Raw genomic sequence first — 13111 nt, 5'->3', positions numbered from 1 at the left:
CTATGTTGTGACGATAACAATAACTAACCTTAATGTTAGGTCCTTAATTGCTTTCGTCTTCCATTCAATTCACATTAATCGAAATCTAAGCCGTTTTGATTGAGGATCAAATTCATAATGGTTATGTGCAGTATAGAGAAACTGTATGGCTCTGATTTTAGGGTTTCTAAAAGCAAGTTTGGATAATTAGCGGTTCGCTGGTTGTTCCCGTTATTGGGCTTTCCTATATAACAAGGAAGTAAGTAGTATGTACAAGAGAGATCAATCGTATGGCGTGCTTTCGACCTTCCCCCCGGCAACTTGAGTATTTAGTTGCGGTCAGCAAAACTGGTAATTTTTCGGAGGCCGCTCGGCTGTGCCATGTTTCGCAGCCGACTTTATCGATACAAATCCAGCTTTTGGAAGATCGGCTTCAAGTAACTCTTATCGAAAGGTCCAGGAATGGGGCTTGGCCGACGCCAGTTGGGCATAAGATAATCGATCAATCTAAAAGCGTTTTGGCAGGCCTGACGGAGATAATGGACACGGCTGCTAGTACTAATGATAATCTTGGAAGAAAAATTCGGTTGGGAGTAGGCCCAACTTTTGGTCCATATTTTCTGCCGTATCTCTTGCCTGCACTAAACACACAATATTCAGGATTGGAAATTTGTATTATGGAGAGCAGTTGGGGCGATATGCACGAAGGCCTAATAAATGGTGAATTGGATTGCGCGTTAACTTCCCCGTTCGAGGATCTAACAACGCTGGTATATGATGAGCTTATCGCCGAACCCTTGTGGATTGGTATTCCAATTGATCACGAATTTTCCCAATGCGAACGTCTTTTGCCCGAAATGTTCAAGGGCGAGAAGTTTTTCGGATTATCCTATGACTATACTTGTTATCGCAAGAGACTCCAAGAATTTTGCGACGCCGTTGGCGCGTCAATACACAAAGAGTATGTAGGCAACAATTTGGACGCTATCCGGCAAATGGTATCCATCGGTAAAGGATTATCATTTTTTCCTGAATACTATGTAGTGTCTGAATTTGGAAAAGAAGACCGAGTGAAGCTCCGTAAAATTCAAGGATTTCCTGTTACTAGATCGATTGGATTAATATGGCGCCAGGATTCACCTCGACAATTGCATTATCAAAGATTACTTGCCGCTTGCAAAGGATGTTTGATGGATAACCATGAAATTTCGGAAAGACACTGCATAGCGTGAGGTACCTATTGAAATTTAAGTCAATTACGTTGCGCTAATTTCCGCACCTCCAACGAAAACATAGCCTTTGTTCCGGACAGTTTTTATGTAAATGGGCGGTTCGCCTACCGGTTCTATAACTTTTCGGAGATTGGCAACCAAATTATCAATTCGTCGATCTTCGTAAGTCCATTGCGTAGAGTAAATTTCAGCAGAAATGAAATCTCGTGTTATCACTTCATTGCTATTATTCATGAACAGCACCATCAATTGAAATTCATTTCCACTTAAATTAAGTTTCTTTTGAGTGGGCGAGTAAATCTCTTGTTTTGTGGTGACTGCGACGAAGGGTGGAGCATCCGAGGTATCGGCCGCCACATTCAGTTTCTTTTGATGTCGAATTCGTAATATGAGTTCTCGGCAGTTTACTGGCTTAGACAGGCAATCATTGGCGCCGGCTTCAAGGGCCGCGATTTTTGCGGTTTCTTGTGAGTGATCATCAATTATTGCAATCTTTATGACACCCATTTCTTCATTGATTGAATTAATCAAATGTATTCCGCTTACGCCCACTACGTGAGTGTTCACAATCACGATGTCATAAAAGCGGTCTGCGCCTATCTCAAAGGCTTGTTGGATGCTTGTTGCCATGTCGACGACGAAGCCATTCTCCACCATGTAATCAGATAATTCTGAGACAAACGATCTATCACTATCCACGATGAGAATACGCGGCAGGGAGAGCAAAAATGAGTTTTCCGAAATTGATTTTTTTAGGTTGTCCGTACGCATTACTTTTTATCCTAAACCCTTAAAAGGAGTATGAAGTATGAAATTGGAAGCCCGATTGTCAAGGTAAATAATGCTATTTCACTCTTTATGCCGCATTGGAGTCGCTTTGTTTTGCCGTCCTTTATGTGGTTATCAGGTTAAATAATGTAGAAAAAGCCACAAAAACGCGCAGTTTTGCAATTAATTGTTGTTAGTGTATTCATGAATTGTGGAGACAGTTTGCAAAATTGATCATCCAAGATAATTATTACTTGTGTTTTTTTGACATAGAGAAAAATATATGCGGGTGTAGTTGAGCGTGCTAATCTGGAATCCAAAAATTTATTACACAACTTTTGGGTGTATTTCTATTAAACTCTTTTGATAATGAGATGCTACACTGCATTTTTCACCATCGACTATTGTGCGCTAATTGATTGAAATATATTACTTTTTTCAATTTAAATAGGGGCGCTTTTGGGGCTGATCGTAATTCAGAGTGAATGAAACCATGCGAAATTGGATTTGCTTGCTTTCTTACATTACGGGGTCGGTGCTGACAGAAGTACTGTGTTTGTGCCGGATAGTTTCCATATTATCGTGACTTTTCTGCGTAGAAACGTAATCATCATAAAAATAGAAAAAAATAAGGGATACCATCTATGGCGAATTCTTCCACATCGAATGAAGTTGGCTATCAACGCGACCTTACAAAAAAAGTAGCCTGGATTACCGGTGCAGGGACAGGAATTGGTCAAGCGGCCGCGGTTTCTCTGGCGAGTGCGGGTATGAATGTTATTCTGTCTGGCCGCCGAAGATCTAATCTCGATGAAACCGCGGAGCTTGTAAGAACTTTTGGCATCGAGCCTGTAATCGAGGAGCTAGATGTAGCGGATGCAACGGCAGTCGAACGGGTAGTCGCACGTATCAGCGAAAAGTTCGGGCGTCTTGATATCGCGGTTCTAAGTGCTGGTATCAACGTGAAGGCTAGATCTTGGAATGACGTCAGTACCAAAGGATGGGACGACGTTATTAGTATTGATCTCAATGGTGCCTTTTACTGCTGTAGCGCGGTCTTGCCGATAATGAGAGAGCAAAAATCTGGGTTGATAATCAATGTCGCATCCTGGGCGGGTGTGCATGTCTCGAAAATGACCGGCCCTGCCTATAACGCGGCGAAACATGGCATGGTCGCGATGAGTGAATCTATTAATATGGAAGAAGCAATCCATGGGATTCGATCTTGTGCTTTATGTCCCGGTGAGGTGGCGACGCCAATTCTTGATAATCGGCCGGTGCCAATTACGGACGAGCAAAAGGAAGTTATGTTACAAGCTGAAGACTTGGGTCAAACGATCTTGTTTCTCGCACAGATGCATGAACGGATTTGTATTAATCAATTGGTGATCAGTCCGACAGCAAACCGCGCATACACTTCAAACGTTCTTTGAGTGTTATGTGAGGGTGTTAGATCCCGTAAATCGGCCTAAATCATGATTAGTTCGGGTAGGTGCCCTGTTACATACGATTATTCATCCCACGATATTTCTTCCATCTGAAGAGAGGTAAAATCGTGGGATGAATTCAATTTAAATTACTAAACGGTCTAATGCTAGATTCTACCAACAATCATGTTTCTGTGCTTCGGCGCGGCCAACGACCATATGATGAACTTCATCAGGGCCATCAGCAAGACGTAAAATCCGTTGCATGGCATACATGCTGGGTAATGGCGTCCATTGTGAGACACCCGTTGCACCATGTATCTGAATTGCCTGGTCGATAATCTGGCATACCTTTTCCGGAACCATCGCTTTTACGGCACTAACATAAATCCGGGCTTCCCGATTTCCCAGTACGTCCATTGCTTTCGCTGCTTGCAGCACCATTAATCGCATTGCATCGATTTCAATACGCGCACGGGCAATGACTTCAACATTCTTACCGAGCTTTAATATTGGTTTACCAAAAGCTTCTCGGCTGCCTGCGCGTTTGACCATTAACTCTAGCGCCTTTTCCGCTTGGCCGATGGAACGCATACAATGATGTATCCGGCCTGGCCCAAGTCGCACTTGCGAAATTTCGAAGCCGCGGCCTTCGCCTAACAAAATATTCTCTTCTGGTACCCGTACATTGTCGAAAATGATGCGCATATGACCGTGTGGCGCGCCGTCTTCGCCGAAGAATTGCATGCCTTCCACAATATCAACGCCAGGGGTGTCAATGGGTACCAGGATCTGAGACTGTTGCTTTGAGGAAGCGGCGTCTGGGCTGGTTTTGACCATGACGATCATGATTTTGCACCGTGGGTCGCCGGCGCCGGAAATGTAGAATTTTTCGCCGTTGATAACCCATTCGCCATTCTCTAGAACGGCTCGTGTGGAAACATTCTTCGCATCAGACGAGGCGACGCTGGGCTCTGTCATCGCGTACGCAGAACGAATCTCGCCGTTCAACAACGGAGTTAGCCACTTTGCCTTCTGGGCGGGTGTGCCTACCCGCTCCAACACTTCCATATTTCCAGTATCCGGAGCACTACAATTGAGGGTCTCTGGCGCTAGCGGGTTTTTACCCAGTTCGGCGGCAATGTAGGCATAGTCAAGATTGCTTAACCCTTCGCCAGTTTCAGCGTCCGGCAAAAAGAAATTCCATAATCCAGATTCTTTTGCTTTCGCTTTGGCGCCGTCGAGCAATTCCATTTGGCGTGGATGCCAAACCCAGCGGTCTTCCTTCCCCTTGTCGAGGGCAAAGAATTCATCGGAAATAGGGTCAACATTTTCCTGAATATGCTTTTTTACCGCATACATCAGTGGTTGCGCGTCTTCAGACATTGCGAGGTTAAATAATTCTTGATCGGATTCGGACATTGTTCACTCCCTGATTATTATTATTTTTCGGTACCAATACTGCAAATACAGCGGTTGTTGTCAATGTAATAGAGACGTCAGCAGTGCAACATTAAAAATGCGATCATATTATTATCGGGTTCAATAAGCAGTGGCATCGACGGAAGATAATTTTGCCGCGATGTGTGACGTCTGGATAACGTCACTCTGCTAATTGTCGTCCACCAGGTCCTGTCCCCCCACGCGAACATAATCGTCTGCGGATCCGAAATTTTCACCTTCTTTTAGTAATCCCGCGCCGGGTATGAAATTGACTTCCAGACGGATGCCATCTGGATCTTCGAACAACACGTAGTAGTAACCGGGCGCCCAGTCACGTTCCTCTGGGCCACGGATAATAGTTGCCCCCAAATCGGCGGCTAGCGATGCCGTTTTATCAACGTCTTCACGTGACCGAGCGCGAAGGCACAGATGATGTAATCCAACTCGATATTGTTGAAAGCGCTCGCCTTCAAACTCAGGGTCACATTTGCGGACTCCGATCGCGGTGCGGGCGCCAACATGGTAGCAGAAATCCGGACCATCCTGGACTAGGGCCATACCAAATTGTGGCAAAAGCCCTGAATAAAATGTGCGAGCTTTATCGAACTGGCTAACCGTCAAAATCACGTGAGCCATCCCATTGATGCCTATCGCTGGTTTTTCTTCTGTCATGTTGTCGTCATCGCGCTGCCGAGTGATTTGACCGCATCCGCGCGCCCCGCCGAAGGCGGAATATTGAGGCCCCTCTCGCAGGCAGGTCGAGCGCGCAGCTGGCCCATCCAGCGTTCAAGGTGAGGCAAGCCGTCAGTTGGAATGCGAGCCCATCTATGACTGCGGATCCAGGACCAATTTGAAATATCAGCAATTGAAAAATCACCGGCCAGCCATTCACGGTTCGAGAGCTGAGTGTTCAGCACGGCGTAGAGCCTGCGGGTTTCATTGTGATACCGGGTTCGGGCAGCCGGCACATCTTCAGGAAAATAACGCTCGAAAGCTACGGCCTGCCCCTGCATGGGTCCAATCCCGCTGGCCTGAAACATCATCCATTGCATTACGTCGTGGCGCGCGGGACCAGATGTGGGTATAAGTTTTCCTGTTTTTTCCGCGAGGTAGAACAAGATAGCGTTTGAATCAAATACGGTAAGGTCGTTCGCATCGCGATCCACAATTACGGGTATCCGCCCATTTGGATTCATTTCAAGAAATGCGGGTTTATGCTGATCCCCGGCGGCCAGATCAATGTATTTGACGGTATAATCCAAAGCAATTTCTTCGAGCATCATCGCGGCCTTCCAGCCATTTGGTGTGGGGGAAGTGTAAAGGTCGATCATGTTGGTTGACTCCGTTATTTTTGAACATAGGATAAACGATTGTGCGAGTAAGTCTCGTAATAATATTTGTGTCAGCTAATGCACGGAGCTGCCGGACATGACCAAAGTCACCTGGTATTTCGATTTTATTTCACCTTTTGCATATCTGCAAATGGCCCAATTTTCCAAGTTACCAAGTAACGTGGAAGTCACACTTGTTCCTGTGGTTTTTGGGAGCCTGTTGAAGCATTGGGGGCAGCTTGGACCGGCAGAAGTTCTGCCTAAACGACGCTTTGTCTATCGATTTTTTAAATGGAATGCCGACCAGTTGGGCATCCCTTTCACAATGCCTCCAAGCCATCCTTATAATCCGCTTCCCGCACTTCGCTTGTGCGTGGCCGCAGGTAGCCGGATCGAACATGTCCGCGCTGTTTACGACGTGATTTACGGGAGAGGCCTACAACCTGATACGCGAGAGGGCGTTGAGGCGATGGCGCAGGCTTTAGGTATTCCCGATCCTGAAGCAGCCATGTCTCGCCCACAAGTCAAAGAGACTTTACGCAGTAACACCGACCAAGCGATCACCGCTGGCGTGTTTGGTGTGCCGACGTTCGTAGCGGAAGGCGAGATTTTCTGGGGTGGCGATGCCACGGACATGATGCTAAATTTTCTGGACAACCCGGCTCTGTTTGAAACATCTGAGATGAAGCGGCTTTCCGATATGCCTATGGGCGTGGTCCGGCGGCGGTGATTAAAAAGATCGGCCTTACTCCTTTTGAAACCTCTAGGAGACTTTACTATACCTCATAATCCTTTTAGGCTTCTCGGATATATAGGTGTACTTGGGAGGACACATGAAAAATGAAGAAAACACCACACCTATTGGGGAGCCACCAGCAAGCACGCCACAACCACACGAATCACAAACCCCGCAACCGCATCACAGACCACAAAATGTCATTTTCCTAATCAAGGAGATGGCCTTGGTAGGCGAAGTTGGTACGGAAGATGTCTGGAAATGGCTCGCCGCTGGCTGGAGGGACCTGAAAGCCAACACTGCTGTAAGTGTCAGCTATGCCGCTTTGTTCATTATCATCGGGCTAATTTTATCTTTTGGTTTCTACTTCTTGGGCTGGCCGTATTTAATCCTGCCCGGCCTGACCGGCTTTCTCCTTATCGGCCCTGCTGTCGGGATTGGGTTTTACGAAATTAGCCGTCGTCATGCTGCTGGCGAGAAGGTCTCTCTTTGGGCTACGGTTACCGCCGCGCGCTACAATAAATTGGGAATTTTTGGCTTTGGTATAGCGCTTGCCTTTGTTTTTCAGATTTGGATCCGCATTTCCTTCACAGTTTTTGCATTGAATTTCCCGGGTGTTATGCCGGACTGGGGCATCATCTTGATGCGTTCTCTTAGTATGGAAGGTGTATATTTCGGGATTTCCATGGCCGTTGTTGGCGCTGTTTTTGCCACTTGTATCTTCTTTGTCGGTGCTTTTTCCATGCCGATGATGATAGACCGAAATTCTGTGCTTTTACCGTCAATCATTACGAGTGCCTATGCGGTCGCTCATAACCGTAACGCAATGATCCTATGGGCAATGATTATCGTGATATTCATCGGAATTGGCCTAGCCACAGCCGGGATCGGGCTAATATTCACTCTGCCGCTTATCGGCCACGCAACTTGGCATGCCTATAAACAGGTGATGTCTGGCGATCTTCCGGAAGGTGAATTCCATCCTACTGGAACCATTGCCACGGCAGAGTGAATTTTAGAAATCGGCAAGAACGGCAGTGGGATTAACCATGTGGTTACCATAAACAATCGTCAGGGTTGCGTGCTGAGTTTGCGAGGTTGAGGCAATGGGATTTATCAAACGACATCGGAAGAAATTGATATTTCTGGGGATCGTGCTAACAGTGATGCTAGTGCTGCAACGGATTTTTGGCAGCGAGCTGGTGATGATGGTCCTGATTTTGGTGCTCCTGATCGCCCTGATTTTGGGGCTGGCAGGAGCTTTGTTTCGGTATGCGGGGCGCCGGTTTGGGTACCGGTGGGCGGCTTCGGGAACGGCGGCTTTGTTTCTGGGGCTGTTTGCGTTTGGCTATGTACAGACGGAGGATTTTCGGGCACCAAAGTATCCACCGGTTTACAGGCCGGGCTTTGGAGCGATGAATATCACTTTGGGCATGAAAAAGGCCATTAAGGAATTCCCGGATGTCAGTTCCTGTCTTAAATCCAATGCTGCGGAGTTGGCAACGGAGGCCGTTCCGGCGCTGTATCATATCGACTGGGACGAGATCAATACTGATGATGACGCCAAAGTCTGTTTATTTCGAATATTCAGTGATTTGAGAAGCCCTGAGGCCGTTATGGAATGGCTGAGATATCAGGGATTTAGAGCAGAAGGGCCAATCTGGCAAGGCGGCGGTGGCTCGTTAATGTTGCAGTTTGGCTTTGATCTGAGGGCAAGAATGCCGGGAGTTGGCGGTTCGTGGTGTCTGAAGGATGGGCAGTTCCCGAAATACCCAACGAGTGGTCTGTGGCGGTATTTTGTAAGATGGCGGGCCTATAGTCAGCGTGTTGGGGTCAAATGGTTTCCAGATGGGATGCTGATGCGGGTCAGTGTCTCCTATCCAAGTAAATAATTGAGGGGAAGATTAGATGAGCGACTTAAAGCTTGCGGCAAATGCGATAGAATATACTAACTTAACGCTTGATCCGATCACCGGCCTCTTCGTTCCGACCAATGAATATTTGGGTTATCTGCAGATTGTGTAAGGCGGCGAGGAATTAGAGGAACAGTTTGGGTTTAATTTCATTGGGCAACCCCATGCTTCCCCGAGCAAAATACGGGTGAAGCGAAAATTACCTAAGCCATTGAAAAAATTGGCGCACCCGACACGGTTCGAACGTATGCTCTCTGCCTTTGGAGGGGCTAAAAGGCATGTACGGCTATATTATTACCCACACTTTATGAAAAGCTTTGCTTCTATATACAATGGTAATGGTGAAGATCTTGATACATTATACCAGTTTCCAATATGCGCGAGAAACCGTGAAAAACTAGGAAGCTCAGAAAATGGATTGGTGAGCAGTTATCTGAAGGCGTTCAACCTTAACTACCCTAGCCTTTGGTGCGCGTATTGTGTAAATCAATAACTAGGTCTCATATAATTTAGGTGAGGATACGATTGCTGGCGGATGGTTCTTCGCCATCTTTAAAATTACCACTGAATAGAAATACATAAACCTGCCACTCAAAGAAGTAAGGAAAAGAAAAATGCTAAAAGAAGTTGTAATTTGTGAACCAGTTCGCACGCCGGTCGGCCGCTTCGGAGGCCAATTCAAGGATCTACATGCTCATGAACTTGGACGTATAGCCATTGAGGGTTTGCTCTCTCGTTGCGAGGGATTGGCTGAACGAGTCGAGGATGTGATCTTTGCCCAATGCTATCCTTCGATGGATGCTCCGGCAGTTGGGCGAGTGGTTGGTCTCGATGCCGGACTACCGATCGGTATTGGAGGCTATCAGCTGGACCGCCGTTGTGGCTCTGGCCTGCAGGCAATCATCAATTCGGTTATGCAAGTTGCAACCGGTGGATCGTCCCTGGTGATAGCGGGCGGAGCTGAATCCATGTCCAACGCGCCGTTCTATTCGACTTCCGGACGATGGGGGATCAAGGGTACATCGCTAGAGTTTCATGATGCGCTGGCACGGGGTCGTGTCACAGCAGGTGGAATTAATTTTCCTGTTGCAGGCGGCATGCTGGAAACAGCGGAGAATTTACGGCGCAGCCACAATGTTCCGCGAGACGAGCAGGATCGGTTTGCAGTTGAATCCCATCGTCGCGCGGTGGCAGCGCAGGACGCGGGGCACTTCGACGATGAGATTATACCGGTGACTGTTTCAAATCGTAAGGGCGACACTGTTTTTGCCAAAGACGAGCATCCCCGTCCGGAAGCAACCGTAGACGGACTGGCCAAGCTTCGGCCTATCCTCGGTAAAGCTGACCCCGAGTCAACCGTCACTGCTGGAAATGCAAGCGGGCAGAATGATGGGGCTTCAGCCTGTGTAGTCACCACCCGTGCAATTGCCGCTGAGCTGGGTCTGAAAGCCTATGGCCGCATGGTAAGCTGGAGTGTTGCTGGTGTTGGACCTGAAATCATGGGTATAGGACCTGTACCCGCAACTGCCAAGGCGCTTGAGCGGGCAGGGCTCAGTCTCAAGGATATTGATCTTATTGAACTGAACGAGGCGTTTGCAGCGCAGGTTCTGGCGTGTACTCGTGACTGGAATTTAACCGAGTCTGATTTTGAGCGGATGAACGTAAACGGTTCTGGTATTTCGCTTGGTCACCCGGTTGGGGCAACAGGTGGGCGTATTCTTGCCACTTTGCTCAGGGAAATGGATCGGCGCAATGTGAAGTACGGGCTGGAAACCATGTGCATTGGTGGCGGTCAGGGTTTGGCTGCGATTTTTGAACGGGCCTGACAATAAACGATAAGCAGGGCTAAGGTTTTTCGTGCCCGCCATCATAAAAATGGGTTTAGCATTTTTAGGCACTGTGGACAAAGAAACCGCGAGCATAGGATTAGCTAAGTCCTGCTTTCGTTGGAGACTGTGTCCGTGGCGTTGAACCTGCCGTGCGTCCGAAAACTGTGAATATACCGAGTGCAGCAGCGCTCATCGAGAAAGCGGCAGCAAGACCAAACATATACACCCACGAAATGTTGGCGGCGGCTCCGGCAAGCAACGAACCGAACGCCCCGATCCCGTCCAATAACACAAAGGCAAGGCCAAGTGTTGCCCCTTCGCTGCGGTCAGAGTGATCGACCGCCCCCGCAAGAACCGCTGCGCGGATCGCGACCAGTGGGGTGATCGCAACGAACATTGCAAGGATCATAATCCAAAGGGACGGTTGGAAAACAAGCGCGATACAGGCCAGCCCTGCTATCAGGTTTCCGCCGACCACAATAATTTTGCGCCCGACAACATCAGAAACTTTTCCGATCCCGGGCTGGGCCAGCGCGCCAAAGATCAATATCCCTGAAATCACCAGGCCAACAATCCAGGTTTCCAGTCCATGCTGGGCCGCCAGGTAAAGGGGAATCATGCTGAAAAGCGCCATCAATGACATATTGTAGAAGCAGATCATCGCCACCATGCGGAGGCCGTTGCCCTTACGCCAAATATTCAGAAGATGAATAAAATCATGCTTTTTCACCCGCTTTTTCTTAACCTGCGGGATCGTGCGGGCCACCCAGATAAAGCAAATTCCCATAATCATGGTGGGCACTGTCGAAAGCGCCAGCACCGTTCGCCAATCGACATATGCCAGGAGCACGCCGGCAGCAAGTGGGGCCAGGACTTCAGCCATTGAACCACCGACGGCGTGCAAACCGAGCACATAAGCGCGGCGCTCCTTGTTTTCGCGCGTCAGGACGGCCGTTGCAATTGGATGCCATGCGGCATCCCCCATCCCGGCAAGGGCAAGCAGCAACGCAAGGCTCCAGAATCCGGACGCTGTGGCCGCTAACAGATAGCCCGCGCTGACCCACCAAAATGTTGCGAGCAACAATCGTCCGCGATTTGAAACGTGATCTGCGAGGATGCCGGCGGGCAGATACGCAAGAGCGGCGCCGAAGTTACCAATGGTAAATAGAAGGCCAACCTCAACGGGAGAAAGCCCCATCGAGAGGCCGACTGCCGGTACGATCAACCAGAGCGCAGTGATCGGCCAATCGTTGGCGAAATGCCCAAGCATGAGCCAAATTGTTAAGGTACGGTTTTTCATAGCGTCAGCAAACTGTCATCCAAAATTGCGGACAACCTGCCCGAAATACTTGTGCACTTTATATCAATTCTATATGTCTTACAGTCGATGCAAAGACAAAATATATCGAGGAATCGTCAATACTCATGACCCACCCGCAGCACCATCCTCTCAACAATCCTGCCGGAACCGTTGTGCCCCGCTATCTAGGAGAGACAGTCAAGCCGACATCTGGTGAGAGCTACGACTGGCACGCCCACGACTTCGGCCAGCTCATTTCTGCCGCTTCTGGGTCCATGTATGTCGGCACGCCGGGTCGCGTTCTGCTCCTCAGCCCGGCCATGACGTTGTGGATTCCACCGCACGTCGAACACTGGATGCGATATGGCGCAAACAACGAAATGCGTTATGTCGATGTGAACCAAGACGAAGCCAAGAAAATCGGTGAGATGTGCCGAATCATGGAAATGACGCCGTTAATGAGCGCCTTGATGGCCAGCACCATGCCCTACAAAGAATCTGGCCGTGCTAACGACCACAATAATGCTCTTCATGACCTACTTCGCCATGAACTTGTTGCAGCACGGGATGTACCTCTCTCTATAGCAATGCCCCAGGACACGCGAATTCGTCGGGTTGCCGAAGCTGCGCTCGTTAACCCGGGCATTATCACGTCGGTCGACACTTGGCTTACCAATGCTCCGGCCAGCCGCAAAACTATCGAAAGATTATTCGTCGCTGAAACGGGCATGCCTCCTTCGAGGTGGTTGCGATACGCTAGAGTTCTTCACGCCATTTCAAAGCTTGCCGCAGGAGAGAAAGTCAGCTCTGTTGCATTCGATATGGGATATGGATCATCAAGCGCGTTCAGTTACATGTTTCGCCGCACTCTAGGGTGCAGCCCACGTGATTTTTGCGCCTAGGCCTCAGCTAAGGATCAACCTTTTTAGGTAGACGTGCAGTTTAGGGGGCATAGCTACAATTCATAGCAGGAACATAACTTGTTTAAAAACATCATCGCTACTTTAAGCGGACATTGGACATCTTCCCCGAATGTCTCTTTCGGCCACATTTTCCCGTCGCCATTTAGCGAAAAATGACGCCCATAAAGATAATTCTGACATTGCGATCGTCGGCGCATATGTCGGCTTCTCAGACACTGAGGAGCTGTGGG

General features: G+C 48.5%; 12 protein-coding genes. 7 read left to right on the top strand and 5 right to left on the bottom strand.

Annotation, left to right across the window (positions count from 1 at the left end; all coding sequences use genetic code 11):
• Positions 1 to 269: 269 nt before the first annotated feature.
• Entirely contained in the window at positions 270 to 1211 is a 942-nt protein-coding gene (locus V7723_RS05005; RefSeq protein ID WP_335683340.1) for a LysR family transcriptional regulator, read from the top strand.
• A gap of 24 nt (positions 1212 to 1235) precedes the next feature.
• Here the strand turns inward: V7723_RS05005 and V7723_RS05000 are convergent, their stop codons facing one another.
• On the bottom strand, positions 1236 to 1982 hold the full coding sequence (locus V7723_RS05000) for a response regulator transcription factor (RefSeq protein ID WP_335683339.1): 747 nt from the start codon (positions 1980 to 1982) through the stop codon (positions 1236 to 1238).
• Positions 1983 to 2623: 641 nt separating this feature from the next.
• Here V7723_RS05000 and V7723_RS04995 point away from each other — a divergent pair.
• A complete protein-coding gene (locus V7723_RS04995; protein WP_335683338.1) occupies positions 2624 to 3412 on the top strand; it encodes an SDR family oxidoreductase in 789 nt (262 codons plus the stop codon).
• Between the two features lie 168 nt (positions 3413 to 3580).
• On the opposite strand, the gene V7723_RS04990 is transcribed toward V7723_RS04995, so the two are convergent.
• The 3 genes from V7723_RS04990 to V7723_RS04980 all read right to left on the bottom strand — a co-directional run bounded on the left by V7723_RS04990 (position 3581) and on the right by V7723_RS04980 (position 6180).
• Positions 3581 to 4828 (bottom strand): acyl-CoA dehydrogenase family protein, encoded by a 1248-nt coding sequence (locus tag V7723_RS04990; protein ID WP_335683337.1) that lies wholly within the window; start codon positions 4826 to 4828, stop codon positions 3581 to 3583.
• 189 nt (positions 4829 to 5017) lie between these two features.
• Positions 5018 to 5521, bottom strand: a complete 504-nt coding sequence (locus V7723_RS04985; RefSeq protein ID WP_335683336.1) for a VOC family protein — start codon at positions 5519 to 5521, stop codon at positions 5018 to 5020.
• The gene (locus tag V7723_RS04980) at positions 5518 to 6180 is read right to left on the bottom strand and encodes a glutathione S-transferase family protein (RefSeq protein WP_335683335.1); all 663 of its coding nucleotides are present in this window, start codon (positions 6178 to 6180) and stop codon (positions 5518 to 5520) included. The genes V7723_RS04985 and V7723_RS04980 overlap by 4 nt, the downstream gene beginning before the upstream one ends.
• Positions 6181 to 6277: 97 nt before the next feature.
• On the opposite strand from V7723_RS04980, the gene V7723_RS04975 reads away from it, so the two are divergent.
• The 4 genes from V7723_RS04975 to V7723_RS04960 all read left to right on the top strand — a co-directional run bounded on the left by V7723_RS04975 (position 6278) and on the right by V7723_RS04960 (position 10655).
• Complete coding sequence (locus tag V7723_RS04975) at positions 6278 to 6910, top strand: 2-hydroxychromene-2-carboxylate isomerase (protein WP_335683334.1); 633 nt, start codon at positions 6278 to 6280, stop codon at positions 6908 to 6910.
• 103 nt (positions 6911 to 7013) lie between these two features.
• A complete protein-coding gene (locus V7723_RS04970; RefSeq protein WP_335683333.1) occupies positions 7014 to 7928 on the top strand; it encodes a DUF2189 domain-containing protein in 915 nt (304 codons plus the stop codon).
• Positions 7929 to 8022: 94 nt separating this feature from the next.
• Entirely contained in the window at positions 8023 to 8808 is a 786-nt protein-coding gene (locus tag V7723_RS04965; protein WP_335683332.1) for a hypothetical protein, read from the top strand.
• 635 nt (positions 8809 to 9443) lie between these two features.
• Positions 9444 to 10655 (top strand): acetyl-CoA C-acetyltransferase, encoded by a 1212-nt coding sequence (locus V7723_RS04960; protein ID WP_335683331.1) that lies wholly within the window; start codon positions 9444 to 9446, stop codon positions 10653 to 10655.
• A 100-nt stretch (positions 10656 to 10755) separates the two neighbouring features.
• On the opposite strand, the gene V7723_RS04955 is transcribed toward V7723_RS04960, so the two are convergent.
• A complete protein-coding gene (locus V7723_RS04955; protein ID WP_335683330.1) occupies positions 10756 to 11958 on the bottom strand; it encodes an MFS transporter in 1203 nt (400 codons plus the stop codon).
• A gap of 173 nt (positions 11959 to 12131) precedes the next feature.
• Here V7723_RS04955 and V7723_RS04950 point away from each other — a divergent pair, with 173 nt between their 5' ends.
• Positions 12132 to 12860, top strand: a complete 729-nt coding sequence (locus tag V7723_RS04950; RefSeq protein ID WP_335683329.1) for an AraC family transcriptional regulator — start codon at positions 12132 to 12134, stop codon at positions 12858 to 12860.
• Positions 12861 to 13111 lie beyond the last annotated feature (251 nt).

The sequence above is a fragment of the Sneathiella sp. genome, from assembly GCF_036960985.1.
Lineage (GTDB): Bacteria > Pseudomonadota > Alphaproteobacteria > Sneathiellales > Sneathiellaceae > Sneathiella.
This window is presented reverse-complemented; position numbering and strand designations above follow the sequence as displayed.

Coding starts and splice junctions, on each gene's coding strand:
- V7723_RS04980 (WP_335683335.1), bottom strand. CDS start 6,180: ATGATCGACCTTTACACTTCCCCCACACCAAATGGCTGGAAGGCCGCG.
- V7723_RS04965 (WP_335683332.1), top strand. CDS start 8,023: ATGGGATTTATCAAACGACATCGGAAGAAATTGATATTTCTGGGGATC.
- V7723_RS04975 (WP_335683334.1), top strand. CDS start 6,278: ATGACCAAAGTCACCTGGTATTTCGATTTTATTTCACCTTTTGCATAT.
- V7723_RS04970 (WP_335683333.1), top strand. CDS start 7,014: ATGAAAAATGAAGAAAACACCACACCTATTGGGGAGCCACCAGCAAGC.
- V7723_RS05000 (WP_335683339.1), bottom strand. CDS start 1,982: ATGCGTACGGACAACCTAAAAAAATCAATTTCGGAAAACTCATTTTTG.
- V7723_RS04985 (WP_335683336.1), bottom strand. CDS start 5,521: ATGACAGAAGAAAAACCAGCGATAGGCATCAATGGGATGGCTCACGTG.
- V7723_RS04990 (WP_335683337.1), bottom strand. CDS start 4,828: ATGTCCGAATCCGATCAAGAATTATTTAACCTCGCAATGTCTGAAGAC.
- V7723_RS04960 (WP_335683331.1), top strand. CDS start 9,444: ATGCTAAAAGAAGTTGTAATTTGTGAACCAGTTCGCACGCCGGTCGGC.
- V7723_RS04995 (WP_335683338.1), top strand. CDS start 2,624: ATGGCGAATTCTTCCACATCGAATGAAGTTGGCTATCAACGCGACCTT.
- V7723_RS05005 (WP_335683340.1), top strand. CDS start 270: ATGGCGTGCTTTCGACCTTCCCCCCGGCAACTTGAGTATTTAGTTGCG.
- V7723_RS04955 (WP_335683330.1), bottom strand. CDS start 11,958: ATGAAAAACCGTACCTTAACAATTTGGCTCATGCTTGGGCATTTCGCC.